The organism is Roseibium sp. MMSF_3412 (assembly GCF_030733265.1).
Classification (GTDB): Bacteria; Pseudomonadota; Alphaproteobacteria; order Rhizobiales; family Stappiaceae; genus Roseibium.
In genome coordinates this window covers 1-22,348 of record NZ_JASHJI010000027.1, presented here as the reverse complement: position 1 = coordinate 22,348, position 22,348 = coordinate 1, and the positions used below count along the sequence as shown (strand labels likewise).

Here is a 22,348-nt window from a genome sequence, read left to right as displayed (position 1 = left end):
CCGTTCTTAACAACTGACCAGAACGCATCATTCGCCTGACCATGTGACACAACAATGATGTCCGTCGCAAATGCGGGGGTTGTCAGAGCCATCGCACTGGCAACGACCACACCTTTTACGAAGTTTTTCATTTACTCACTCCTCCCGAGTGTTTTTGCAAACCAACCGCGGGATTGCGGTTCACTATCGGCCATCGGCCGAATTCTATGCTGCCAGCTTCCGCAGTTCGGTGCCGGATGCCGACAGTTGCGCTTCAACAATCTCCCGGAAACCGCCGCTTTTTTCCGGCGAGAACGGATTTGGGCCGGGTGCGTTTGTCTCCAGGATGATCGGTCCGCTGTAACCGATGCCGCGCAGGGCACTGAGCTGCGCGGTGAAATCGGTATGCCCCTGGCCGATGCCGCAACGATTGCTGTCGGCAGCGTGGTAGAGGCCAATCCGTCCGGCGCCTTCCCGAAGCGCGGCGGCCGGATCATCTTCCTCGATATTCATGTGATAGGCGTCGGGCAGGAGCCTGAGATTGTCCGCACGGACGGCGTCCAGCAGCGCCAGCCCTTCCGACACCGTGCGAACCTGATGGGTCTCGTACCGGTTCAGGATCTCGAACACGACTTTCAGACCGCGGGCACGTGCCATCGCGCAAATCCGGTCGACCGAAGCCACCAGAAGCTCGTCTTCTTCCTGCTGGCTTGCGACCGGCTTGATGCGGCCAACCTGGCCATGGCAGGAAATCAGCGGCTCGCCCAACGCGCGGGCCCAGTCCATCAGCCGGTCATAGTAGTCGATGCCGGCATTGCGGACGGCAGCATCCGGATGGGAAATATCCGCGTCTCCAGGTGTGATCGAGAAGATGTCGAGACCTTCGCCGTTCAGAATGTTTCGGGCACTGGAAGGGTCGAGACCGTCAACATCGCCAAACAGCTCAACCCCATCCAGCCCGCTGCGCCTGACGCGCTGCGCGATATCGCCAAGCGGGGCGCCGCCGAAAATCCATGTGCAGCAGCCGATCTTTGCGGTCATTTCGATCATCTGAACGTACACTCCCGGAATTCCCAGACGGGCTCGCGCATTTTCACTCAGCCGGCTCGTTCTTTTTTTATTTTTGGAATTAATATTCCGTTTTGGTTCTTTTGCAATAGAATTTTTCTGAAAAGTCATTTTCCATTTCGTTGCGCGCCGACCGAAACGGCAAGGGCGATCGCAAGGCAGAGGCTGGCGGACAAGGCGCGGAACGCGCCGACATCAAGTTCGGCGACCAGAAGCTGAATGGCTTTCAGGCGGGCCAGGGGACTGGTTACAACATCGGTAATCGCGACGATATCTGCCCCGGATTCCCGGGCTTTTGCGGCGATGTCGAGCGTCAGTTCGGTGTAGGGCGCGAAGGTGGCCGCAATCACCGCGTCGTTGGGCCGGATCAGATGGTCCATGTTCATGTTGGCAAGCCCGGAATGAAGAATGGCGGGCACTTCCATCTTTTCGAAGGCGTAGGCGAGATAGGATGTGACCGGAAAGGCGCGGCGAAAGCCGACAAGGTGGATTGTTTCCGCCCGCGCCAATACGTCAACGGCCTGCTGAAGCGCCTTTGGATCCACGGTAACCATCAGGTTTTCCAGGGAAGACCGGCCAACGTCGACGAATTCCGCCAGAAGGGCCGACGGGGTATCGGAGCCGTGTTCGCGCAGTTGCTCCAGCCGTGTTGCATAGTCGGGCCATTTGTCGGAATAATCGGACCGGAATAGTTTCTGCATGTGGGAGAAACCGGAAAAACCCATTTCCTGGCAGAAGCGCATGACGGCAGACGGCTGTACGGCGGCCCCTTCGGCCAGTTCGGCAATTGTCGAGACGGCGACCTTGTCCGGGTTGGCGGCTATGTACTGCGCGAATTGTTTCAACCGCTTGGGAAGTTTTTCCGTGGCGCTCCCCAGCCGCCGGAAAAAGGCATCCATCGACTCCGGTGTTGGGCTGGCGGATCCCGGGCCGGGACTTGGCTCACTCATGTCGATCTTCTTTTCTTACTTGACACATTCCGATGAAAATGATTTTGGAATTTTTATTCTAAAATGACAAGGTGGCGATTGAGGCCGCGCAGGTACCGTATCTTCGGGAGGAAAACATGACTGTCAGAATAGGGCTGCTTGGAGCCGGGCGTATCGGCAAGGCGCATGCCAAGGCACTATCTGCCGTCGAAGGGGCGGTGCTGGTTTCGGTTGCCGATGTTTTTGTCGAAGCGGCCGAAGCGCTCGCCGGTGCCCACGGGGCGCGGGTGAACACGATTGATGAGATCGCCGCGGCGGACGACATCGATGCGGTGGTGATCTGCACGCCCACCGACACGCACGCGGATCTGATCGAGCAATTTGCCAGGGTCGGCAAGGCGGTGTTTTGCGAAAAGCCGATCGATCTTTCCGTGGAAAGGGTTAAGGCCTGTCTCGCGACCGTCGAAGAACTGGGCGCAACGTTGATGATCGGCTTCAACCGGCGCTTCGATCCGCATTTCAAGGCGGTCCGCGATGCGATCGACGAGGGTCTTGTCGGCGATGTCGAGATGGTGCACATCACCTCGCGCGATCCGGGCCCGCCTCCCGGCACCTATATCCAGGTCTCCGGCGGTATCTTCCGGGACATGACCATTCATGATTTCGACATGGCGCGGTTTCTGCTCGGCGAGGAAGTGTCCACTGTTTACGCGACCGGCTCGGTCCTGGTGGACCCGGAGATCGGCAAGCTCGGCGACTATGACAGCGCGACGGTCGTGCTGACGACCGGATCCGGCAAGCAGTGTTCCATCTCCAATTCGCGCCGGGCGACCTATGGATACGACCAGCGGATCGAGGTGCATGGCTCGAAAGGCGCTGTTGCCGCGGAAAATCAGCGGCCGGTCGGGATCGAGGTCGCGACGGATGCGGGCTTTGTCCGCCCGCCTCTGCATGACTTCTTCATGACCCGTTATACCGACGCCTACGCCGCCGAGATTGCGGCTTTCGTCAAGGCAATCGGGAGCAAGACACCGCCGCACCCGTCCGGCGATGATGGCCTGAAAGCACTGCTGCTCGCGGAGGCCGCGCTCAAGTCGGTGGCTGAACGCCGGTCTGTCGGCGTCGACGAAATCTGAGTTTCAAGGAATGCCGCCCGTCCCGTGAAAAGGACCCGAGGCCGTTCCCGGGGTGAATTCGCAGATCTCCCGGATCGCACAAAGGATTGCAGCAAATGGACAGCCTCGGCATCGGACTGATCGGCACAGGCTTCATGGGGAAGTGCCACGCATTGGCTTATGGCTCGGTGCGTGCGGTCTTCGGCGATGTGCCCCGCACACGTCTGGAAGTTTTGTGCGATGTTCCGGCCGACAAGGCGGCCGGCTTCGCCGACCAGTTCGGATTTGCGCGTGGAACAGACGACTGGCGGGATCTTGTTGCCGACCCGAAAGTCGACATTGTCTGCATCACCACGCCCAACAAGGTGCACAAGGACATGGCCATGGCCGCTCTTGCGGCCGGCAAGCATGTGCATCTGGAAAAGCCGATGGCGCTTACCCTTGAAGATGCGAGGTCCATGCTGATGCTTGCCGGGGAAACCGGCGCCAGGACGATCGTCGGATACAACTACCTGCACAATCCCGCCTTCCGGCACGCGCAGAAACTTATCGCAGACGGTGCGATCGGGCGGATCGTGCATTTTCGCGGGATGGTCGACGAAGACTATCAGGCAGACCCCGAGCTTGCCTGGACCTGGCGGGCCACAAAAGCAGACGCAGGTCTTGGCACGCTTGGAGATCTCGGTTGCCACCTGATTTCGCTGGCCACGGCACTGGTCGGACCGGTTGAAAGCCTGATCGCCGAAACCAGGACCGTCCACGCCACGCGGCCGCTCGGAGACGGGTCAAGCGAGCGCCGGGAGGTTGAAAACGAGGATATTGCCTCCGCATTGCTCACCTTCGAAAACGGTGTGCATGGTGTTGTCTCGACATCTCGCAGCGCATGGGGGCGCAAAAGCTACATCGGGTTTGAAGTGCACGGAACCGAAGGCATGATCACCTTCGACCAGGAGCGCATGAACGAACTGCGCCTTTACCGGAACCGGGGCCCGCTTTCCGAGCAGGGGTTCAAGACGCTGCTGAGCGGGCCGGCCCACCCGCCTTACGGTCAGTTCGTGCCGGCGGCGGGGCATCAGCTTGGTTTCAATGATCTCAAGGTTATCGAAGTGCACGAGTTCCTGCGGGCAATCATCGAAGATCGGGATGCATTGCCGTCCTTCCGGGAGTCCCTGCATTTCGAAGCCGTCATTCATGCGATTGCGAAGAGTGGCGAGACCGGGAACCGGGTTCAGGTCGGTTCCATCTGATCCTGCGGCAGGGTCTCGCTCCAGATCCTGAGTTCGTCCAGGAATTTAAGAGCCGTCGCACCGAATTCCGTAATTTCATATTCCACTGATACGGGCGCTGTCCGGAGCACGTTCCGTGACACCAGACGGCGCGCCTCAAGCTGCTTCAGGCGCTCGGCAATCATCTTTTTGCTGGCAGCGCCCAGCATCCGCGACAGGTCATTGAAGCGCACCGGACCGTCTTTCAGGTGCCACAAGATGGAACCGGTCCATTTGCCGCCGAGTATACGCATACCGCGTTCGATCGGGCACGGTTCGGTGCATGCCTCCAGAACAACTCTGCTCCTGCCGACCGTTGCGAGGCGTCCTGTCATCCCGGACCTCCAATTCTCTTTTAAGGTTACAAAAAGTATACTGGTTGATTTTTGTTACCTTGTCCCTCATCTCTTTGCGGAAATCAAGACGCGGCCGCACCAGCGGCAGCAGAGCTGAGGGGTTGAGCCAACCATGGCGAATGTCCTGATCATCAACACTCACCAGCCCCATCCGTTTCCGGGGAGGAATTCGAATGTCGCAGCTTCATATCCACCTTTACACCGCAGCGACGATGAACGGCTACAAACCGGTCATCTTTCTGGAGGAAGCCGGTGTCCCCTATGACCTGACCTTCATCGATTTTGCGAAGAAGGAACAGAAGGCACCGGACTATCTCAAGCTCAATCCGAACGGCCGGATCCCGACCATCGTGGATCGGGGCAACGCAGATTTCCCGGTTTTCGAAAGCGGAGCGATCCTGTGGTACCTCGCGGAGAAATACGGACGGTTCCTTCCGGATGAGCCGAATGCAAAGTCGGAAACGCTTCAGTGGCTCATGTTCCAGATGGGCGGGATCGGTCCGATGATGGGGCAGGCGATGTATTTCCAGAGGATCGCGGCACCCAACGGGCAGGAAGAACCTTTCTCGATCAAACGGTATGTCGATGAGACCCGCCGTCTGCTTGAGGTGCTGAATACACGGCTTGAAGGCCGTGCCTGGCTTGCGGGCGATGACTACACGATTGCGGATATGGCGACCTATCCCTGGGCGCGGGCCTATGTCTGGGCAAAGGTGTCGGTGGAAGGGCTTGATCACCTCAAGGCGTGGTTCGACCGCATCGATGCGCGCCCTGCGGTTCAAAGGGCGCTCACGATACCGAAGGCGCAACCGGCCTTCTGGGGGCAGGCGGACGAGACCGAATTCGTGAAGGAAAATGCGGCGCGTTTTGCCAGTGACGTGAAGGACGCGTAACCTCTATCGAAGAGGGCTCGGCTCGATTAACCTGAGCCGGAAAACCGGTGATGGCGCGGGTAAATGTCAGACCCTCATCCTGTGACGCAGACCGTACGGTCTTTCCCGGGACGAGGACAGGAATATCTTCAACCGGGCGGCGATGCCGCCTGGTTTCATTTCGGCGGACGGGGGAACTCTTGGCCAAGGTACTGGTACTATTTGCACATCCGAGACCGGACAGGTCAGAGGTCAACTATCCCATGTTCGAGACGGCGAAGGCCGTTCAGGGCGTCACGGCCGTTGATCTTTATGCGCGCTATCCGGATTTCAACATCGATGTCGATGCCGAGCAGGCGCAGCTCACCGAGCATGACGTCGTCATTTTCCAGCACCCGCTCTACTGGTACTCCGCGCCTTCGATCATGAAGGAATGGCAGGACCTCGTTCTGGAATACGGGTTTGCATACGGCCAGCACGGGCACGCGCTGGACGACAAGGTCTTTTTGAACGCAGTGACGACGGGTGCCAAGTCGGCGGCCTACTCGGAAGAAGGCATGAACCACGCCGACCTGCGCAGCCTGCTGGCGCCGTTTGAAAAGACCGCGGATCTCTGCCGGATGACCTATCTCGCGCCTTTCGTTCTTTTCGGTGCCGGGCGCGCCGTGGAAGAAGGGCGTCTCGACGTGCACCGCAACGCCTATGACGACTTGCTCAAGGCGCTCGTTGCCGAGCGCCTCGATCTGAAGAAGGCGGCGAGGGCCGATGTGCTGACCGAAGACCTTTATGAATTCATTCTCAAAGGGGAGCCTGTCTGATGGAGCTTCTCAGCGACGCTTTTGTCTATCTTTGTGCGGCCGTGATCGCCGTGCCGATTGCCAACCGGCTCGGTCTCGGCTCGGTTCTGGGATATCTGATTGCCGGTGTCGTCATCGGGCCGGTCCTGGGGATCGTCGGTTCAGAGACGACGGAGGTGCAGCACTTCGCCGAGTTCGGCGTGGTGATGATGCTGTTCCTGGTCGGTCTGGAACTTCAGCCCGCCGTGCTCTGGAAGATGCGCAAGCAACTGATTGGCCTTGGCGGATTGCAGGTTGTCGGAACCACCGCCGTCCTTGCCGGGATCGCCCTTGCCTTCGGCCTCGCCTGGCAGGCAGCACTCGCGCTTGGAATGATCCTCGCCTTGTCCTCGACCGCAATCGTGCTTCAGACCCTCAACGAAAAGGGCTGGCTCAAGACCCAGGGCGGACAGAGTTCGTTTTCCGTTCTGCTGACACAGGACATTGCCGTCATCCCGATGCTGGCAATCCTGCCGCTCCTCGCCGTCGGTCACGCCACCGGTGGCGGCGCGGCGCATTCAGACGGTCACGGGCATGGCGGACATGAGGGAGGCGGGGCACATGGCGGCGAAGCGCTCGCTGCGCTGCCGGGTTGGGCGCAGGCGCTGGTGATCATCGCGGTGATCATTGCGATTATCGTTGCGGGCCGGCATCTGCTGAGGCCGGTTTTCCGGTTTATCGCCGAAGCGCATCTGCGCGAAATCTTTACCGCGACCGCGCTCCTGCTCGTGATCGGGATCGCGCTCCTGATGGATTTCGTCGGCCTGTCGCCGGCGCTCGGGACGTTCCTCGCCGGTGTTGTCCTGTCCGACAGCGATTACCGGCATGAACTGGAAAGCGATATCGAACCTTTCAAAGGGTTGCTGCTCGGGCTGTTTTTCCTGACTGTCGGCGCGGGTATCGACTTCAACCTCCTGTTTGGCGCACCCGTCACCATTTTCGGGCTGGCGCTCGGGCTGATGGCCGTCAAGTTCGCGCTCCTGTTTGCCCTTGGCACGCTGTTCCGCCTTGACGGACCGGATCGCTGGCTGTTTGCGCTCGGGCTTGCCCAGGCCGGCGAGTTCGCGTTCGTACTGTTCGGGTTTGCGAGCAGTTCCGGCGCGCTTGAGCAAAGTCTCCTGCAGACAATGACGCTTGTCGTTGCCATCTCGATGCTGCTGACACCGGCGCTGTTCATTCTCTATGAAAAGGTGATCGCACCACGCGCCGCCTCCAGGTCGGACCGGGAACCGGACGTGGTCGACAGCAAGGGCCGCGTGGTGATCGTCGGCATGGGACGCTTCGGCCAGATCGTCGGACGGCTTCTGCTGACCAGTGGCTACGATGTCGTCATTCTGGACCACGATCCGCAGACGGTTGAAAACCTCAGCAAGGTCGGCATCCGGACATTTTATGGAGATGCCACACGGCCCGATCTTCTGCACACGGCAGGGGTCGGGGAAGCGGACCTGTTCATTGCCGCGATCGATGACCGCGACAAGCAGACACTTGTGGTCGAGCATGTCGCCAAAACCTATCCGAAGGTCAAGATCCTGGCGCGTGCACGCGACCGCCACCACGTTTACGAATTGGAAAATGTCGGTGCGCATGTGGCCGAGCGCGAAGTTTTCGAGGGCGCGCTGGCGCTTGGAAAGCAGGCACTCGTCGAGCTTGGAAGCCATCCGTTCCGGGCGCAGACCAAGGCCAAGGAATTCCGCAATCACGACTTCGCGATGCTGGATGATCTTCGCGAGAACTACAATGACGGTGGTGTCGACAAATCCTATATCGACGCAATGCGCGCGCATGCGGAAACGCTGTTTGACATTATGAGGGTCGACCGGGGCGAGGAACGCCACGAACGCACGGAACGGGGCTGGAATCCGCCTCCGAAAAGCGATGCGACCCTGGGATTGACGCCGGAAGGAGAAGAAAACCGTGGCTGACCTATCCGATCTCGACATGGAAAATGTTCTGCAGATCGACATCGTGTCGGATGTCGTCTGCCCGTGGTGCATCGTCGGCTTCAAGCAGCTGGAAGCCGCGATTGCGCAGACAGGTGTGTCTGCCGCGGTCAAATGGCATCCGTTCGAGCTCAATCCGGAAATGCCGGACGAAGGCGAGAACCTGCGTGAGCACATCATGCGCAAATACGGCACGAGCCGGGAACAGTCCCAGGAGGCGCGTGAACGCCTGACAGAGATCGGGTCCGGCCTCGGGTTCGATTTCAGGTTCACGGATGACATGCGCATGGTGAACACGTTCAAGGCGCATCAACTGATTCACTGGGCGGCTTCGGAAGGCAAGGAACACGCGCTGAAGATGGCGTTGTTCGAAGCTTACTTCCAGGACCGCAAAAACCTGAACGAGGATGACATCCTGGCCAATGTGGCGGAAGCCGTGGGCCTTGACCGCGCCGAGGCGCTGAAGGTGCTGGAGGATGGCCGCTATGCGGATCAGGTGCGCCAGGAGGAAAGCTTCTGGACGCAGAACGGCATTCATGGCGTCCCGGCTGTGATCTTCGAACGCCGTCACCTCGTGTCAGGCGCGCAAGGTGTCGACAACTACGCTGCGATCATCCGGCAGCTCACCCAAGGCGAGGCGGCCTGAGGACGGCACAGAGTTTCAGGCGAGCCTCGTTAACTGCAAAACGAATGGGTTCCAGGCTTTCACTGATTTGCGCAAATGACACCCAAAGAGGCGACAGCGGACTTGCTCTCTCGCGTGATGTTGTCATTCCGGCTGGAGCGAAGCGGAAGGCCGGAACCTAGTAAACACTTATCGATGTGTTTTTTCCGATTGCCGGCTACTCGGAATACTGGATCCCGGTCTTGCCGCTCGTGCGGCAAACCGGGATGACAATCTCTTGGAAAAATCAGTATCCCGACTTACAGCTCAGGCGGCGTTGGAGTTGACCGCATCAAAGTTCTTCAAACAGAACCCCGGCAGCCGCGATCCGCCCGGCCGGGGTATCCGCCGCTTCAGCGCCGTAGTTCGTCCAGATCCTGAGATCGCCGGCATCGCGGCAGCGTACACCACCGGAAAGGTCCATTGTTTCAATCCGGGCCTTTCGGCACAGTTCCTTGAAGAGGCGCGCCCATGCAGCATCATCGCACCATCCGCCGACATAGGTCAGGTTGTCGGAGCACATGACGGCGGGATGGCCGTCTTCCAGTTCGAAAATCACGTCAGCGGAGCCTTCCAGCTCTTCACGGTATCCGATGAAATGTCCACCGCCCCTGAGCGGCATCGGCATGTCGGGGCGCGTGCTTTCAACGCGCGCAACGGTCACGTCGAGATCCGGCATGTCCGGCGGTAGCGGCACCGGGATGACCATGTCGGCATTGCGTGCAGCAGAACGGGGTCCAAGCACGATCTCCGCGTCTGCCTCGGCGAGTGCGCGTTTCAGATCGTGCGGCATATAGATCATGCCGGGTGCTGCGACGATGCCGTAGCCTGAAAAATCACGTGTCTGCGCCCGCAGGATATCGACGGAAAGGCCCAGTTTGCGCAGCGCTCTATAGGCGTCGAACACAACCTGAAAATAGTTCAGCCCGGCGCCATGCGGCTGGGTGGCCCAGGCAAAGTCGGCGTCATAGTCGAAGATGAGGGCAACCGGGGCCTGTTTGACCGAAACATCGCTGGTCCCCCGGAGTTCATCGGCCACCTGGCGGGCTTCAATGAGAGCCGGTGCGTCGGCGTTGTCGGGGCGCAGCATGCCGGCATGCATCTGTTCCTGCGCGAAGGGTGCCTGGCGCCAGCGGAAATAGCAGACCGCTTCCGCTCCGTGGGCATAGGCTTCCCAGGCCCACAGACGCATCATGCCGGGCAGGGGCGCAGGATTGTAGGGAGCCCAGTTGACGGGGCCAGGCTGCTGCTCCATGACCCACCAGCGCCCCTTGCCGACGGACCGGTAGAGATCGTGGTGAAAGGCCTGAAAATCCGGGTCTCCCTGGCGCGCAAAGCTACGCTGATGCGCATCATCGGCACCGACCCGGTCTTCCAGAAACCCGAGCGGATAACTGTCCCAGGTCGCGATATCCAGATCATCGCCCACCTTGAAATGATCGAACTCGGTGATCCGGCCCATGAAATTGTGGCTGACAGGGGCGCTCGAATGCTGCCGGATGATGTCCACCTGCTGCCTGTTGAAACTTGCCACCTGGTCGGAGGAAAACCGCCGGAAGGCCAGCATGTGCGAAGGATTGGGCTCGGTGACGGTCAGGTTCGGCAGGCCGATGTCATCGAAGGAGCCATATTCCATCGACCAGAACACATTGCCCCAGGCGCGGTTGAGCGCTTCGATGGTGCCGTATCTGTTCGCAAGCCAGGCCCGGAAGGCAGCGAGCGCGGCAGGCGAATAGGAAAGTGTGGTGTCGTGGCAGCCATATTCATTGTCGGTCTGCCAGGCGCCGACATGGCTGTTCGCGCCGTAGCGTTCGGCAAACAGGCGGACGATCCGGTCACATTCCGCACGATAGCCTTCGTGCGAGAAACAATAGTGCCGTCTTGAACCGAAACCGCGCGCCTTGCCATCAGCATCCAGGGCGACCATGTCCGGATGCTTTTTCAGCAGCCATATTGGAGGTGTTGCCGTGGGCGTGCCGAGCACAACCTTCAAGCCGGCCGTTCCCAGCACACCGATTGCGCGGTCGAGCCAGTCGAAGCTCAGTTCACCGGGGGAGGGTTCCAGCTTCGACCAGGCGAATTCGCCGATTCGAACCCAGGTCAGGCCCGCGTCCACCATGCGCCGGGCATCGGCTTCCCACATTTCTTCCGGCCAGTGTTCCGGATAGTAGCAGGTCCCAAGCGTGCGCTTCATGTTTGCTCTCGTCTTGCTTGTCGTGCCGGGCCGGGCAAATGCACCCGGACCGCATTTCGGGTCATGCCGCTTTGCGACAGGTCGGAACAGCGCGGCGCGTGATCCAGCCTACCCGTTTCGTTGACAGCCAAATGTATTCAAAGAATGACGCGGTTTTCCGGCTGACCAACTGCGGATGTCTGCGCGAAATAAGTCTTGCCTTCGAAGTTGCCATCCAGTCCCTCGGCTGCCGTTGTGGCGAAGAGGGTTCCGAGGTCTGCGCCTCCGAAAGCCGGACAGGACACCTGGCGCGCGGTGAAGGAGATTTCGTCGACAAAGTCGCCGTTGGGCGCATATCTGGCTACCCGGTTTGCACCCCATTGTGCGTTCCACAAGTAACCTTCGGTATCGATCACGGCCCCGTCGGGATTGAGATCCTCGTTCGAGAAGTCCGCAAAAAGTGTTGGCGTGCCGTTTGGCCAGCCCTCCGCATCAAGGGTCACTTGCTGAATGCTCTGGGTCGCGGTATCGGCGAAACACGCCGTTTGCCCGTCCGGGGAAAAACAGATTGCGTTGGAGATCGTGATGCCGCTGTAGAGCCGCCGCAGTTCTCCCTTGTAGAAGCGATAGATCGATCCCTTGCCCTGCTCGGCATTGATCCCCATCGTGCCGATCCAGAAACCACCCTTCGGGTCGGCGCGTCCGTCATTCGATCGCGTCACCGGGTCGTCAGCTTCGAGATCGCAAAGCTTTGTCTTAGCCCCGGTGTCGAGATTGAACAGGAAGATCTGGCTCGCGCTTGCAATGACCATTTCCGATTTGCTGACCCAGCCCGCGGCAGAAACGTACTCGTCGAACTCCCAGCTTCCGGCGCTGCCGTTTTCGCGGGTCATCATCTTCTTGCTCAGGATGTCGAACCAGAACAGCTGCTGGCGTTCAGGGTGCCAGAGCGGCCCTTCACCCAGAACGCAGCGGCGCTCATCGAAGACGTTACTCATGTCAGTTATCCAATCGCCGACTGTGCATCGTCATAGCCCTTGACGATCTGCGTGGCACGGTCCCTGATCTCAGGAACGGTCAGGCCCGGTTTGAAGAGTGCGGTCCCGATCCCGAAACCGGTCGCACCGGCTCCAAGCCAGGCAGCGAAATTGTCCGGACCGGCGCCGCCGACCGCATAGGTCGCGGTTCCTTTCGGAAGCACGGCCAGCATGGCTTTCAGTCCGTCGGGTCCGATCAGGGACGCCGGGAAAAATTTCAGTCCGTCGGCACCATTGCGCAATGCGGTGAAGCACTCGCTCGGTGTCATGACGCCGGGAAAGGACGACATGTCTTCCGCCTTCGTGGCGAGGATCACATCCGGGTTGCAGTCAGGCGATACGACCAGAGTGCCGCCAGCGGCCTTGACCTGAAGCACCTCATCCGGAGAAAGAACCGTGCCTGCGCCGATTTCAGCGCGGCCTGCGAATGTCTTCGCCATGGCCTCGATGCTTTTCAGCGGCTCGGGTGAGTTGAGCGGGACTTCGATCCGGGTGATGCCTGCTTCAATGAGGCACTCGGTAACGGGCAAAGCCTCCTGCGGGGTCAGACCCCTCAATATGGCGATCAGGTTTCGGCTCATGAGGAAACTTTCGAATAAGTTGAGTGTGCCAGTGCAAGACCGTTCAGCGTCGTCGATTCGGCGTCCAGCAGCGAGGCGGTGTGCCCGAGTTCGCCGAGCGCGGCCTGGTAGGCCCTGGCGATGTGATCACTACCGAGCAGGGAGACGGACGCCAGATCGAAATCATCCCGCACAGCGGCGATTTCGGCGCCGATCAGTAGACCGGAAAGGCGACCTCTTGCGGTGTCGGCCGGCATGTCGGCGACAAGACCCGATGCACGAATGCCGAACAGGCTCGCCGCAAACACATGCGGTTGTCCGTTAACCTCCTGAACGGCATTTGCGAATGCGGTTTCGTCCATGTCCTGGGAGCCGACACTGTGGCGCAGGACTGAATGCCGGGTCATGAGCGCAAACAGTTCCCCGCTCATGCAGGTCCTGAAATGTTCGACAACGCCGTCTTTCAAGGAAACCCATTTGGTGTGCGTGCCCGGCAGACAAAGGGTGCCCGAATGACCGGGATTTGCCACCAGGAACCCGGCGATCTGGGTTTCTTCCCCTCTCATGACATCGGCAGGCTCGGTCTGCTTGATGCCGGGAAGTATGCGAACGTCCAGACGGCGATCTGCCGTCTCGACAATAGTTGCGTCCCTGAGTTCGGGAGGCGAGCAGGGTGTGGACTTGTAGGGCGCTTCCGCCCAGCCCTGGCGCGACCCCGCCATGCCGCAAATGATCACCGGGGTCCTGGTGCCTGGGGCAACAAGGTCTTCGACAAGTGTCAGCAATGCCGGTTCGAACTCGGCGCGCGCAAGACTGCTCATGCCTTTGCCGGAACTGCGGTGGGCCAGAATTTCATCGCGAGAATCAAGCGCCCAGACGCGCAGATTGGTTGTGCCCCAATCCACCGCGATCCAGTCCGCTTTTGCCTTGAGGCTCATCCCGTCACCACTACTCCGCCGTCAACCACAAGCGACTGACCGGTCATTCCATGGCTGGTCTTTGCCGCAAGGAACAGGACCGGGTCAACCATATCTTCGGGTGACAATTCAAACTTGAGGCACTGCCGGTCGATATGAGCGGCGAGTGCCTCCGGTGTTACCCAGAGATCTTTCTGTCTTTGCGTCAGTACCCAGCCGGGAGCAATCGCATTGACGCGGATATTGTCCGGGCCGAATTCCCTCGCCAGGCTGCGTGTCATGCCGTTGATACCGGAATTGGCGGTGGTATAGGCGGCGTAGCCTGCATTTCCCATCATGTAAGAAATCGACGTGAAGTTGACGATAGATCCGCCACCCGCCGCGCGCATGCCCGCGATGACATGCTGACAGGCGAAAAAATAGGCCTTGAGGTTGATCGATTGGGACCAGTCCCAGAACTCCTCGTCGACTTCCTCGGTGGCGTGGCGCTTGTCATTGGCCGCGTTGTTGACGAGGACCGTGATCGGACCATGCGCCTCGGCCGCCTTGTCCATGGCCCCTTTCAGTTCGGCGATGTTGGAAATGTCGCACGGCAGATAGACAGGACGGTTGGAGTGCAGGCGCTCCATCTCGTCGCAGAATTCGCTCGCGTCCGAGCGCTGGACGAAGGCAACCCGTGCGCCCTGCGCCAGGAAACCGCTCGTGAGGGCCGCGCCGATTCCCGAGCCGCCACCGGTGATAAAGACCGACCTTCCCTTGAGGTCCGGATAGTTTGCGTGCATCAGACGCTTCCTCTTTTCGTGCCGCGGCAGACCCGAGCCCGGTGTCCGGCGGCGTCTTTCCGTATTATTGCCTCTGGCCCTCGATGACCCAGATCGATTCCGGGAAGCGCCAGGGCAGAATGAGGCCGTGTGACATCAGGTATTGTCCGCTTGCCACCAGGGTGTTTTCTTTCAGGAGAGGTGCGCCGCGGGACAGACCGGGCGCGTCCTCGCGATTGACCAGATTGATCCTGTAGCTTGCGCCGGCATCAAGGCCTGTCAGGCGCACCGGCTGCTGCAGGATCGGGTCCGACGTCCGCAGAAGCGCTGCGAACACCACAAATCTCTCACCATCCTCGGCCAGTTGCTGTTCCGCGATCATGGCCGGGTCGGACACATCGAGCCGCAGAATGTCGGCACGCATCATCCAGTTCCGGTTCGCCTTCCACCAGCCGGTGACTTCCTTCAGGGTCGCGATTTCCTCGTCGGAGAGTTCGCGCGGGTCCATCTCGAAGCCCAGGTACCGTTGGGCCGCGGTCCAGGCGCGCAGCGACATGTTGAGCGTGCGCCCGGATGTGTGACTGACGCGCGGTCCGACATGTGAGCCGGTAACCGACGCCGGCAGGAACAGCGCGGCCTCGTGCTGAATGCGCTGGCGTTCCAGGGCGTCGTTGCTGTCCGAAAGCCAGACCCTTTGCGTCCGTTCCAGAATGCCGAAATCGATCCGGCCGCCACCGGATGCGCAGCTTTCGATTTCGACATGGGGAAAATCGGCGCGCAGCCTGTCGATGAGGGCGTAAACGCCTTCGGTCTGGGCCGCGTCGACCACCGGAAGCACCCTGTTGTGATCCCATTTGATGTAGCCGATGTCGTTCTGGGCCAGGACCGGCGCGATGCAGTCGTAGAGATAGGCGCGCACGTCTTCGCGCGCCAAGTCAAGAACGAGCTGCTGACGTCCCCTGACCTGGTCCGGCGAGCCAAGAACCCAGTCCGGACGAGCCCTGAACAGCTCGCTGTCCTCGTTGATCATTTCAGGCTCGAACCAGATCCCGAATTCGAGGCCGAGCGCTTTGACATGAGCGATGAGCGGTGTCAGTCCGTCCGGGTATTTCCGTTTGTCGATCACCCAGTCGCCAAGGGAAGACGTGTCGTCGTCCCTCAGTCCGAACCAGCCGTCATCAAGTACAAAACGCTCGGCCCCCAGGCCCGCCGCCCTGGTTGCGATTGCCTTGAGTTCTTCAAGATCGTGATCGAAGTAAACCGCTTCCCAGCAGTTGTAGTGCACGGGACGGGGCTCTCTTGCGCCGACCACGATGTTCTCGCGCAGGTGTCTCTGGAAGCGGATCGCCGCGCCGTTGAAACCTGAAGCGGAATAAGTGGCAAAGAGGGGCGCGGTGCTGAAGGAGCGACCCTTTTTCATGCTCGCCGACGCGTGTCCGAACTGCACCTGGCGCCTGCCGTCGGCAAGTTCCTCGGCAACCATCCGGTGTCCGCCCGACCAGCCATAGTGAAACGCGTAGGCTTCGCCGCCGGTGTTGCTGGTGGCTGAGGAGCAGGCGATCAGCGCGGGGAAATGGGCATGGTCCGACCGGCCCGTCCGGTTGTCGCGCATCCGTGCACCCGGAGCAAAGGGCAGTCTTCGTGTCTGAAACTCCGCGCACCAGCGGCCCGAAAACTCGATCATTTCACCGGTGTGAGCCGGTATTGGGAGAACCGGTGCGGCGAGCCAGTCGACCGTGATCTCCCGCGCAGTTTCAAGGCGCGTCTGCATCCGGAAGAGCGAGGTCCCCGGTGTCAGAGAAAGCTCGAAAATGAGGTTGAGATCGTGTTGGCTGTCGGCATAGGTCAGGGTCAGGCCATGCGAAGTTGAGGCTTCGCTTTCGAAACGGAATTGCGGTGCAAGTGTCCGGCCTTCCGGATCGCGTCCCGTCAGGCCAATCTGCCCGGGGAAGGTCTGCGAGGCTTCCGGGCAGAGGCTGATCGGGGCGTTCCTGTCCACCATGCCGCCGGTGACATCGGTGGCCGAGGCGGCGGCAAGCTGCTTCAAGTCCTCGGTATCGGGAAGCGGAGGGCCCCAGTAAACCACCTCGGGCAAGGTATCGGCAAAGCTGGCCAGAACCAGGCTCTGATGAGAATCGCCTAGATGCCAGGTCTTCGCCTGCATTCCCAAGACTCCCGCACTCTCTCTTGTGTCCAGACCGGCCTTGCGAAGGCCGATCATTTCACAGCCCCGAGTGTCAGACCGGCGATGAAGTGCCGTTGCATCAGAAAGAACATTGCGACCGGCGGCAGAGCCGCGACGATGGAGCCCGCGCTCATCAGGTGATAAGCGGCACGGTATTGTGCGTTGAAGGAGGTGATCCCCGCCGTGACCGGCTGGCTCTCAACGCCCTGTGTCAGCACGATCGCCCAGAAGTAGTCGTTCCAGATGAAGGTGAACATGAGCACGGCAAGGGCCGCGATCGCAGGCTTCATCAGCGGCAGGACCACGAACCAGAAAATCCGCCATTCCGAAATGCCTTCAACACGCGCCGCCTCGATGAGCTCGAAGGGGAGGGCGCGGATGAAATTGCGCATGAACAGGGTGCAGAAACCGGTCTGAAACGCGACATGAAACAGGACGAGGCCGGTGATGGTGTTGTAGAGACCCAGTTGCAGCGTCAGGTCGCGAACCGGCACCATGAGGATCTGGAACGGCACGAAATTGCCGGCGACGAACATGAAGAAGATCCAGATATTCGCCTTGAACTTGTAGATGCCGAGCGCGAAGCCGGTCATGCAGGAAAGCGCAACGGCACCGATCACCGTCGGGATCGTGATCTTGAAGGAGTTCAGGAGATATTGCGGCATGTCCGACGCGGTGAACACCAGCCAGTAGTTGGTGAAACCCTTGAACTCGGAGGGCCAGCCCCAATAGTTCGCATTGGCAAAATCGGAGTCCGGCTTGACGGAGAAGATGGCAACGGCAATGAGCGGCAGCAGCCATAGGATCAGCGCCAGCGGCAGGAATGCCTGATAGGTGACCTGCCAGGAGCGCGGTGTGCGTTCGATCGGTGTCGGAAACATCTCAGCGCGCCTTTTCTTCTTTGTACATCGACCACAGGAAGTAGGCGATGAAGGCCAGCATGATCAGGAACAGGACGACGGCGATGGCAGCGCCATAGCCCATGCGGAACCCGTATTCGGAAAGGGCGACTTCGAACATGTAGAAGCTGAGAACGCGGCTGGCGCCGAAGGGGCCGCCATTGGTCATGACCGAGATCAGGTCGAACGAGCGCAGCGCTCCGATAATCGTGACGACGAAGGCAATGAAGGTGGCGGGGCGCAGCTGCGGAACGATGATGTACCAGAGCATTTTCCAACCCTTGGCACCGTCAAGGCGTCCGGCTTCGATCTGCTCCGGATCGACCGCATTGAGACCCGTCAGATAGAGGATCATGCAATAGGCCGTCTGCGGCCAGAGACCCGCAACGATGATGCCGACCGTCACCCAGTTCTCGTCACCGAGAACGTTCATCGGCGGCAGGCCGACCGCGCCGAGCAACACGTTGAGAATGCCGAAGGTCGGATCGTAGAACCACGTGAACACGAGACCGACGACAACCTGTGAGATGACGAACGGGAAAAAGAACAGGGATTTATAGAGCCGAATTCCGGTGACCGTCTGGTTGAGGAACAGGGCAATGAAGAGGCCGGCCGGGATCGCAAGAAGATAAAGCAGCAGCCAGATTACGTTGTTTTTCAGAGACGTATAGAACGCCTCATCCCAATAGAGTTCTTCGTAGTTGTAGAGGCCGACATATTCCGCCTTGCCGAGCCCGTCCCATTCGTAGAGCGACAGGTTGAAGGACTGGAAGATCGGGAAGATCACGTAAAACAGGAAGAACAGGATTCCTGGAGCCAGGAACAGCCATGGTGTCAGCTGCTGCTGGTTTCTGTGCCACCACGAGCTCTGGTGGTCTTGGGCAACGGACTCTTGGGCCATGTTTGCCTCTTCAGGATGTGGCTACCGGGACCATTAATGGGGACAGGGTGCAAGCGCACCCTGTCCGGCTCCGTCACGCGGAACTTACTTGTAGATGCGCTCGCGGGCGCGATCCAGACGGGCCAGGATCTTGTCCAGGTTGTCCGGCTTGACCATGAATTCCTGCAGGCCTTCCATGGCGACCTTCGCCATTTCAGCCGGTGCATCACGGTCGAAGAACTGGGCAACACCACCGGGCGAATTGGTGGAGAGCATCTCGAAGCCCTCGACGAGGAACTTGTCGTCGTCAACCGAAGACTGGGCGTTGACCGGCAACTGGCCGAGGTTCTTGCCGTTGTTGATTTCGGTCTGAACGTCGGGCGACACGACAAAGCGCAGGAACTCGCGCGCTGCTTCCTTGTTCTGGGCGTTTGCCGGAATGTGGAAGGTGTCGGTCGGAGCGTCTTCCGCCTTTTCGATGCCCGGCGTGATTTCGACGAACTGGTAGAAATCGAGCTGGTCGTCGGTGAGGCCGGCGTCGCGCAGCGGAGCGACCGCGAAGTTGCCCATCAGGTAGGCTGCGGCATCGCCCTGGACCATGAACGGCAGGGCTTCCTGCCAGCTGTAGGTCTGGTGGTTGTCGATGAATGCGCCCATGTCGATGAGTTCACGCCAGTTGGCGAAGGTCTTGCGGACTTCGTCGGACTGCCAGGAGGCCTTGCCGGTCAAAAGATCCATGTGGAAATCGAAACCGTTGGTGCGCATGTTCAGGTAGTCGAACCAGCCGCCTGCGGTCCAGAGGAACTTGGTGCCGATCGTGTAGCATTTCTTGCCGGCATCGATGATCTTCTGGCAGTTGGCCTTTTCTTCTTCCCACGTTGTCGGCTCGCTCAAGCCGAGTTCGTCGAAGATGTCTTTGCGGTAGTAAACGCCCCACTGGTAGTAGGTATAGGGAACGCCCCACTGCTTGCCGTCGATGGTCATGGCGCCTTTGGTCGATGCCAGATTGTCGGCGATCGCAGGCTCTGCCCAGAGATCGGACACATCCTCGAAGAGGCCTGCCTCGACATAGGGACGCATGCGGTTGGCCGCGTACCAGGTCGCGACATCCGGCGCGTTCGCCGTCAGGAAGTTACGGATCTGGGTCTTGTAGGCCTCACGATCGATAACGGTTGTCTCGATGTTGAGGTCGGGGTTCTTTGCCTGGAACTGCTCGATCATCTGTTCCATCGTCGCCCGCGGCGCCGGGTTGGATGTGTCGAGGAAGATTTTCAGATCGCCTGTCAGGCCGTCAGCAGAAACAGCGCCCATCGTGCCTGCCAGAATGGCAAAAGCAGCCGCGGACGTCTTCAACATGGAACGCATGGTGTCCTCCCTTTAGGTTCCATTATGTGAAACTTGGTTTTGTATATTGATACTTTGATGCGATCAGGTTAAGTTGTCAACAGGTCCGGCGAAAAGAAACGGGCCTATGGAGGAAAACATGAACAAGCAGGCCACTGGCGACGGAACTGTCGGCAAAGCGCTCGATGTGCTCGACAGGGTCGCTGCCGTCGGACGTCCGGTCCGCTTCACCGAACTGTTGTCCGGCAGCGTTCATCCCAAAGCGACGCTGTACCGCTTGCTGCAGACCCTGGTGAGCCAGGGCATGCTTGCCTATGACGAGGGGCAGCAGACCTATTCGCTCGGCATCCGCCTCGTCCGACTGGCCCATGCCGCGTGGCGGCAAAGCTCGATTGCGCCGATCGCGCGCCCGTTTGTGCGCAAGCTGTCGGAGGAGGTCGGGGAGACCGTCCACCTCGCACAGCTCGATGGCGGCCAGGTGCTCTATGTCGACAAGAGAAACGCAATCAATCCCATCGACATGTACTCGCAGGCCGGAAAGATCGGCCCGGGTTACTGCACCGGCGTCGGCAAGGCGCTTCTGGCGTTTCTCGAGCCGGCCGAGCTTGATGAGGCCATCAAGAAACAATCCTTCTACCGCTACACGCCGGCAACGCTGAGCAGCGAGGCCGAACTGAAAGCCGACCTTGAAGAGATCCGGCGGCAGGGTGTCGCGTTCGACCGGGAGGAGCACGAACCCGGCATTGTCTGCATCGCTGCGCCGGTGCTCTCGTCCAAGGGCCGTCCGATCGGGGCGCTGTCCGTTACCACGTCCACCACACGAAAGGGTCTGGAAGAGCTTTCAAAGGTACAGCCCGTGCTTCTGAAAACCGCTTCCGAAATTGCTGCAGCCGTTGAAGACTGGCAGTTCCCCGCATAAGAAATTCCCAGGGAGAAGAAAGCAAATGTCTGGCGTCACGCTGACCAAAGCAGTCAAGAAATATGCCGACCTGCAAGTCATCCACGGTGTGGATCTTCAGATCGAACACGGTGAATTCTGCGTGTTCGTTGGCCCGTCCGGCTGCGGCAAGTCCACCTTGCTGCGCATGATCGCGGGTCTGGAAGAGACCAGCGACGGCACCATCCAGATCGGCGGCCGTGACGTGACCAAACTCGACCCGTCCGAGCGCGGCGTGGCGATGGTGTTTCAGACCTATGCGCTCTACCCGCACATGTCCGTCGAGGAAAACATGGGGTTCGGCCTGAAGATGAACGGCCATCCCAAGGCGGAGATTGCCGAGAAGGTCGGCGAGGCAAGCCGGATCCTGAAGCTCGACCCCTACCTGAAACGCAAGCCGAAGGCGCTGTCGGGCGGCCAGCGTCAGCGCGTGGCCATCGGCCGGGCGATCGTGCGCGGGCCGGAAGTGTTCCTGTTCGACGAGCCGCTCTCCAACCTTGACGCCGAACTGCGTGTCGACATGCGCGTCGAGATCGCGCGGCTGCACAAGGATATCGGCGCGACCATGATCTACGTGACCCATGACCAGGTCGAGGCGATGACGCTGGCCGACAAGATCGTCGTGCTGCGCGCTGGCAGGATCGAACAGGTCGGTTCGCCGATGAAACTTTATTCAGATCCCGACAACAAGTTCGTTGCAGGGTTCATCGGGTCTCCGAGCATGAACTTCGTGGAGGGCGTTGCAGAAGAGGGCGCCGTGTCGGTGCCCGCCTTCGGTGGTGCCAGCGTGCCGACAACGGTTGCTCTCCCCGAAAAGGGCAAGAAAGTTCTCGTCGGTGTCCGTCCGCAGCATCTGAAGATTGCCGCAAGCACGGAAGGGGCCACGGTCGACCTCTGCGAACAGCTCGGCGGTGTCGCCTATTCCTACCTGATCTGTCCGACAGGCGAGCGCATCATCGTGGAAACCAAGGGGGAGGAAGCGCCCGTCGCGGAGGGGCACGTCGAGGTCTCTTTCGACCCGTCTTCCGCGTTCTTCTTCGATGTGGAGACGGAGCAGCGGCTGCGGTAAGTTCGCGCAGATCTACTGCCGTGTCCGAGCTTGCCACTCAGGTCACGTTTGACCGGGGAGGCGGCCGGGTGGAAAGATCTGTCTTTCCGGACAAGTGGAGCGCAAGCTGCGCGCTGATCCGGAACCCGGATGTCAGTGTGAGCGGAGTAGACCCGAAAACACCTTTCCTGAGATGACGCGCCTCTGGCGCGAGCAGAAATCTGGGTTCCAGATCAGCGTTCGGTTCCACCTCACTTGTCTGGAATGACGGTTGGGGCGTGTAGCCCACCCCAGCGCCACCGACTCAAGGAGCGCTTCTGATCTCACATGCGCCTATTTGGGATAGCAATACCTGAGAAAGAACCCTCATCCTGAGGAAGCGCGTCAGCGCTGTCCCGAAGGATGGGCCACATGGCAGAATACGTGCCGCCGGTCCTTCGAGACGCACGCGTGCGTGCGCCTCAGGATGAGGTGGAGCGAACCTCTCTGCTGAAGTCAGGTCCCGGATCAGGTCCGGGACGGCGCAGTTGCAGGGCCGTCATCATACTGCAGACGGAATTGTTCCAACGCGTGCCGCCCC

20 protein-coding genes are annotated in these 22,348 nt (G+C 60.0%); 8 read left to right on the top strand and 12 right to left on the bottom strand.

The genetic code is table 11. From position 1 onward, the window contains the following. Positions 1-204: 204 nt before the first annotated feature. Both RBB49_RS28175 and RBB49_RS28170 read right to left on the bottom strand, forming a co-directional pair. Positions 205-1,029, bottom strand: coding sequence for a sugar phosphate isomerase/epimerase (locus tag RBB49_RS28175; protein WP_306146306.1), 825 nt, complete (start codon positions 1,027-1,029; stop codon positions 205-207). 125 nt (positions 1,030-1,154) lie between these two features. Continuing rightward, positions 1,155-1,997, bottom strand: coding sequence for a MurR/RpiR family transcriptional regulator (locus RBB49_RS28170; RefSeq protein ID WP_306146305.1), 843 nt, complete (start codon positions 1,995-1,997; stop codon positions 1,155-1,157). Positions 1,998-2,113: 116 nt separating this feature from the next. On the opposite strand from RBB49_RS28170, the gene iolG reads away from it, so the two are divergent. Beyond that, entirely contained in the window at positions 2,114-3,112 is a 999-nt protein-coding gene (gene iolG / locus RBB49_RS28165) for an inositol 2-dehydrogenase (RefSeq protein ID WP_306146304.1), read from the top strand. 95 nt (positions 3,113-3,207) lie between these two features. Further along, positions 3,208-4,338 carry a Gfo/Idh/MocA family protein gene (locus RBB49_RS28160; protein WP_306146303.1) on the top strand — a complete coding sequence of 377 codons (1,131 nt, stop codon included), beginning with the start codon at positions 3,208-3,210 and terminating at the stop codon, positions 4,336-4,338. Here the strand turns inward: RBB49_RS28160 and RBB49_RS28155 are convergent. Then, complete coding sequence (locus RBB49_RS28155; protein ID WP_306146302.1) at positions 4,320-4,691, bottom strand: helix-turn-helix domain-containing protein; 372 nt, start codon at positions 4,689-4,691, stop codon at positions 4,320-4,322. The two genes, RBB49_RS28160 and RBB49_RS28155, sit on opposite strands and share 19 nt — an antisense overlap. Before the next feature lie 194 nt (positions 4,692-4,885). On the opposite strand from RBB49_RS28155, the gene RBB49_RS28150 reads away from it, so the two are divergent. From RBB49_RS28150 to RBB49_RS28135, 4 genes are all read left to right on the top strand, one after another. Then, positions 4,886-5,605 carry a glutathione S-transferase family protein gene (locus tag RBB49_RS28150; RefSeq protein ID WP_306146301.1) on the top strand — a complete coding sequence of 240 codons (720 nt, stop codon included), beginning with the start codon at positions 4,886-4,888 and terminating at the stop codon, positions 5,603-5,605. A 179-nt stretch (positions 5,606-5,784) separates the two neighbouring features. Continuing rightward, positions 5,785-6,402, top strand: a complete 618-nt coding sequence (locus RBB49_RS28145; protein ID WP_306146300.1) for an NAD(P)H-dependent oxidoreductase — start codon at positions 5,785-5,787, stop codon at positions 6,400-6,402. Next, complete coding sequence (locus RBB49_RS28140) at positions 6,402-8,345, top strand: monovalent cation:proton antiporter-2 (CPA2) family protein (protein ID WP_306146299.1); 1,944 nt, start codon at positions 6,402-6,404, stop codon at positions 8,343-8,345. Before RBB49_RS28145 ends, RBB49_RS28140 begins: the two co-directional genes overlap by 1 nt. Beyond that, positions 8,338-9,009, top strand: coding sequence for a DsbA family oxidoreductase (locus RBB49_RS28135; protein ID WP_306146298.1), 672 nt, complete (start codon positions 8,338-8,340; stop codon positions 9,007-9,009). The genes RBB49_RS28140 and RBB49_RS28135 overlap by 8 nt, the downstream gene beginning before the upstream one ends. A 310-nt stretch (positions 9,010-9,319) precedes the next feature. Here RBB49_RS28135 and RBB49_RS28130 read toward each other — a convergent pair whose 3' ends face one another. From RBB49_RS28130 to RBB49_RS28090, 9 genes are all read right to left on the bottom strand, one after another. Beyond that, positions 9,320-11,221 (bottom strand): beta-galactosidase, encoded by a 1,902-nt coding sequence (locus RBB49_RS28130; protein ID WP_306146297.1) that lies wholly within the window; start codon positions 11,219-11,221, stop codon positions 9,320-9,322. Between the two features lie 137 nt (positions 11,222-11,358). Then, on the bottom strand, positions 11,359-12,198 hold the full coding sequence (locus RBB49_RS28125) for an SMP-30/gluconolactonase/LRE family protein (RefSeq protein ID WP_306146296.1): 840 nt from the start codon (positions 12,196-12,198) through the stop codon (positions 11,359-11,361). A gap of 5 nt (positions 12,199-12,203) precedes the next feature. Then, the gene (locus RBB49_RS28120) at positions 12,204-12,818 is read right to left on the bottom strand and encodes a 2-dehydro-3-deoxy-6-phosphogalactonate aldolase (RefSeq protein WP_306146295.1); all 615 of its coding nucleotides are present in this window, start codon (positions 12,816-12,818) and stop codon (positions 12,204-12,206) included. Next, on the bottom strand, positions 12,815-13,735 hold the full coding sequence (locus tag RBB49_RS28115) for a 2-dehydro-3-deoxygalactonokinase (RefSeq protein ID WP_306146294.1): 921 nt from the start codon (positions 13,733-13,735) through the stop codon (positions 12,815-12,817). Before RBB49_RS28115 ends, RBB49_RS28120 begins: the two co-directional genes overlap by 4 nt. Further along, on the bottom strand, positions 13,732-14,496 hold the full coding sequence (locus RBB49_RS28110; protein ID WP_306146293.1) for an SDR family NAD(P)-dependent oxidoreductase: 765 nt from the start codon (positions 14,494-14,496) through the stop codon (positions 13,732-13,734). The genes RBB49_RS28115 and RBB49_RS28110 overlap by 4 nt, the downstream gene beginning before the upstream one ends. A gap of 64 nt (positions 14,497-14,560) precedes the next feature. Continuing rightward, positions 14,561-16,639, bottom strand: coding sequence for an alpha-galactosidase (locus RBB49_RS28105; RefSeq protein ID WP_306146292.1), 2,079 nt, complete (start codon positions 16,637-16,639; stop codon positions 14,561-14,563). A 53-nt stretch (positions 16,640-16,692) separates the two neighbouring features. Further along, the gene (locus tag RBB49_RS28100) at positions 16,693-17,541 is read right to left on the bottom strand and encodes a carbohydrate ABC transporter permease (protein ID WP_306146291.1); all 849 of its coding nucleotides are present in this window, start codon (positions 17,539-17,541) and stop codon (positions 16,693-16,695) included. Between the two features lies 1 nt (position 17,542). Continuing rightward, positions 17,543-18,460: a carbohydrate ABC transporter permease gene (locus tag RBB49_RS28095; RefSeq protein ID WP_306146290.1), complete on the bottom strand. Its 918-nt coding sequence runs from the start codon at positions 18,458-18,460 to the stop codon at positions 17,543-17,545. Positions 18,461-18,544: 84 nt separating this feature from the next. After that, entirely contained in the window at positions 18,545-19,804 is a 1,260-nt protein-coding gene (locus RBB49_RS28090; RefSeq protein ID WP_306146289.1) for an ABC transporter substrate-binding protein, read from the bottom strand. Between the two features lie 118 nt (positions 19,805-19,922). Between RBB49_RS28090 and RBB49_RS28085 the strand changes: the two genes are divergently transcribed. Further along, on the top strand, positions 19,923-20,702 hold the full coding sequence (locus RBB49_RS28085) for an IclR family transcriptional regulator (RefSeq protein WP_306146288.1): 780 nt from the start codon (positions 19,923-19,925) through the stop codon (positions 20,700-20,702). Positions 20,703-20,727: 25 nt separating this feature from the next. Further along, positions 20,728-21,789: an ABC transporter ATP-binding protein gene (locus tag RBB49_RS28080; protein ID WP_306146287.1), complete on the top strand. Its 1,062-nt coding sequence runs from the start codon at positions 20,728-20,730 to the stop codon at positions 21,787-21,789. The last annotated feature ends 559 nt before the right edge of the window (positions 21,790-22,348 follow it).

Coding starts and splice junctions, on each gene's coding strand:
- RBB49_RS28170 (WP_306146305.1), bottom strand. CDS start 1,997: ATGAGTGAGCCAAGTCCCGGCCCGGGATCCGCCAGCCCAACACCGGAG.
- RBB49_RS28100 (WP_306146291.1), bottom strand. CDS start 17,541: ATGTTTCCGACACCGATCGAACGCACACCGCGCTCCTGGCAGGTCACC.
- iolG (WP_306146304.1), top strand. CDS start 2,114: ATGACTGTCAGAATAGGGCTGCTTGGAGCCGGGCGTATCGGCAAGGCG.
- RBB49_RS28150 (WP_306146301.1), top strand. CDS start 4,886: ATGTCGCAGCTTCATATCCACCTTTACACCGCAGCGACGATGAACGGC.
- RBB49_RS28125 (WP_306146296.1), bottom strand. CDS start 12,198: ATGAGTAACGTCTTCGATGAGCGCCGCTGCGTTCTGGGTGAAGGGCCG.
- RBB49_RS28085 (WP_306146288.1), top strand. CDS start 19,923: ATGAACAAGCAGGCCACTGGCGACGGAACTGTCGGCAAAGCGCTCGAT.
- RBB49_RS28120 (WP_306146295.1), bottom strand. CDS start 12,818: ATGAGCCGAAACCTGATCGCCATATTGAGGGGTCTGACCCCGCAGGAG.
- RBB49_RS28090 (WP_306146289.1), bottom strand. CDS start 19,804: ATGCGTTCCATGTTGAAGACGTCCGCGGCTGCTTTTGCCATTCTGGCA.
- RBB49_RS28115 (WP_306146294.1), bottom strand. CDS start 13,735: ATGAGCCTCAAGGCAAAAGCGGACTGGATCGCGGTGGATTGGGGCACA.
- RBB49_RS28175 (WP_306146306.1), bottom strand. CDS start 1,029: ATGATCGAAATGACCGCAAAGATCGGCTGCTGCACATGGATTTTCGGC.
- RBB49_RS28110 (WP_306146293.1), bottom strand. CDS start 14,496: ATGCACGCAAACTATCCGGACCTCAAGGGAAGGTCGGTCTTTATCACC.
- RBB49_RS28095 (WP_306146290.1), bottom strand. CDS start 18,460: ATGGCCCAAGAGTCCGTTGCCCAAGACCACCAGAGCTCGTGGTGGCAC.
- RBB49_RS28080 (WP_306146287.1), top strand. CDS start 20,728: ATGTCTGGCGTCACGCTGACCAAAGCAGTCAAGAAATATGCCGACCTG.
- RBB49_RS28160 (WP_306146303.1), top strand. CDS start 3,208: ATGGACAGCCTCGGCATCGGACTGATCGGCACAGGCTTCATGGGGAAG.
- RBB49_RS28155 (WP_306146302.1), bottom strand. CDS start 4,691: ATGACAGGACGCCTCGCAACGGTCGGCAGGAGCAGAGTTGTTCTGGAG.
- RBB49_RS28130 (WP_306146297.1), bottom strand. CDS start 11,221: ATGAAGCGCACGCTTGGGACCTGCTACTATCCGGAACACTGGCCGGAA.
- RBB49_RS28140 (WP_306146299.1), top strand. CDS start 6,402: ATGGAGCTTCTCAGCGACGCTTTTGTCTATCTTTGTGCGGCCGTGATC.
- RBB49_RS28105 (WP_306146292.1), bottom strand. CDS start 16,639: ATGCAGGCGAAGACCTGGCATCTAGGCGATTCTCATCAGAGCCTGGTT.